The 2,162-nt window shown below is 65.4% G+C and carries 2 protein-coding genes; both read right to left on the minus strand.

Translation table 11 applies throughout. The features are described from left to right. Nucleotides 1-513 (minus strand): ATP-binding protein (locus FHS79_RS18455; RefSeq protein ID WP_184203311.1); only part of this gene is annotated, 513 nt, incomplete at its 3' end. A 41-nt stretch (nucleotides 514-554) separates the two neighbouring features. Continuing rightward, on the minus strand, nucleotides 555-2,054 hold the full coding sequence (gene istA / locus FHS79_RS18460) for an IS21 family transposase (RefSeq protein WP_184203309.1): 1,500 nt from the start codon (nucleotides 2,052-2,054) through the stop codon (nucleotides 555-557). Between the last annotated feature and the right edge of the window lie 108 nt (nucleotides 2,055-2,162).

The following is a 2,162-nucleotide window of genomic DNA, read 5'->3' on the forward strand; positions in this document are numbered from 1 at the left end:
CAGTTTGACAGATGCCAGGTCGCGCTGGAGCTTGAGCAGCCGGCGTTCGTCGCGGGCTTCGAGCAACTGGCTGACCAGCGCGGCGGCGGTGGTGAACGCGACGGTAAATCCCTTTTGGCAAGCTGCCAGGCCGAGCGCGAGGGCGACATGGGTCTTGCCGGTGCCACTGTTGCCCAGCGCAATGATGTTCTCGCGGCGCAGGATATATTCACAGCGGGAGAGCTCGAGGACGAGCATCTTGTTCAGCCCGGGGATGGCGGCGAAGTCGAACGTGTCGAAGCTCTTCACCGCCGGGAACCGCGCGGCGCGGATGCGCCGTTCGACTGTCCGGCGTTCGCGGTCGATGAGTTCGAGCTCGATCAGCCGCAGCAGATAACGCGGATGGTCGACGCCATCACGGGCGCATTCGCGCGCGACCTTGTCGTACTCCCGGAGCACCGTCGGCAGCTTCAGTTGCTTGAGGTGATGGGCCAGCAGCACCTGCGGGGCGCCGCTTGTCGTGCCCGGCGGCATGGTGTCAGGTATTGCCGTGCCGGTCGTGCCGCTCCTGCCCATCATACCGCCATCTCCGGCACCAGCGCCGCATAATCGGCGGCGCGCGTCGTCTGCACCGTAAGTCTTGGCAGATGCGGATAGGCCGTCAGGTCGAGCCGTACCGGCCGGCGCTCGGTGCGCGCCAGCGCGATCAGCTTGACCGCATCAAAGCTGATCGCGCCCAGATGGATCGCTTGCGTGACGGCATAGGTGACAACCTCCTTCGGCATCGCCTCGAGCAGCCGCAACACCTGGATGAACTCGCGCTTGCCCTTGTTGCCTATCCGCGCCTCGAGAACATGGCGCAGATGCTGGAACACCTCCGGCAGGTCCCAGTTCTGCAGGGCCGCCGCCTGGTCGAGCGCGTTCGGCTTCATCTCTATCAGCGCCAGGTAATGCAGCGGGTCGGCGATGAACGCGCCCTCGGCATAGGAGCGCGGATGCCGTGCGATGATCTTGCCGGTGCACTGGATCACAACTTCGTCGACGAAGCCCTTTACCATGACCTCCTGGAAGCCATAGCGCGTCGGCACCGAGTAATCGTTGCACCGATACCGAACCAGCGCCGTGGACGACACCCGGCCGCTGCGCTTCTCGCACGGCTCCAGCGGCACCGCAGGCAGCGCGCGCAGCGCCGCCGTGTCCGCCACTAACCGCTCGCCGATCGTCTCGGCATGGCGACCGGCGCGCTCGGCCTGGCGCTGCCGGCACTGCGCCCCTAGCCGGGCATTGAGTTCATCGAAGCTCGCCGCCTCCGGGATCGGTACCATGAAGTTCAGCCGCGCATGCTTGACCAGCCCCTCGACGTTGCCCTTGTCGTTCCCCTTGCCTGGACGGCCGAAGCGGTCGGCGAACAGATAATGGCTGACCAGTTCGGTGAACGCCCGGGTGCGCTCACGCTTGCCGTCGCCACAGATCTTCGCCACCGCGATCTTGAGATTATCGTACAGCAGCGACAGCGGCACGCCGCCAAAGAACGCAAACGCCGACACATGGCCGTCGAGGAAGGCTTCGGTCGTCTCGCGCGGATAGGCCTTCACAAAGCACGCGTCCGACTGCGGCAGGTCCATACAGAAGAAGTGGATCTTCTGCCGCACACCGCCGATCACCGCGACCGCTTCGCCAAAATCGACCTGGCCATGCCCAGGCGGATGCGCCAGCGGCACAAAGGTCTCGCGGCCGCGTGCCCGGCACAGCCGGACATAATCCTTCACCACGGTGTAGCCGCCGCTGAAGTCATGCTCGTCGCGCAGCCGCTCGAAGATCCGCTTCGCCGTATGCCGCTGCTTGACCGGACCTGTCCGGTCGCCTTCCATGATCGTGTCGATCACCGGCAGCAGCGCGCCCAGCTTGGGCTTCGTCACCGGCACCGTCCGCGTGTAGCCCGGCGGCAACGAGAACCGGCACATCTTCAGCACCGTCTCCCGGCTCAGACCGAAAACCCGCGCCGCCTCGCGCCGGCTGTGACCCTCGACAAATACGAAACGCCGAACCGCGGCATAGTTGTCCACGCCAAACATCCCCGGCCGCCCCCAAAGGGACAAGCCTAACCAATGGCCGGGTTTTACACCGCCCTCATCGACACGCCGCCGACGATCCAATGGCCTGGTTTGTCACCGCCGTGCACA

The organism is Polymorphobacter multimanifer, assembly GCF_014205635.1.
GTDB lineage: Bacteria > Pseudomonadota > Alphaproteobacteria > Sphingomonadales > Sphingomonadaceae > Sandarakinorhabdus > Sandarakinorhabdus multimanifer.

What these genes read in the sequence shown, in the direction of transcription:
- istA (WP_184203309.1), bottom strand. Translation starts at nt 2,054, where the DNA reads ATGTTTGGCGTGGACAACTATGCCGCGGTTCGGCGTTTCGTATTTGTC.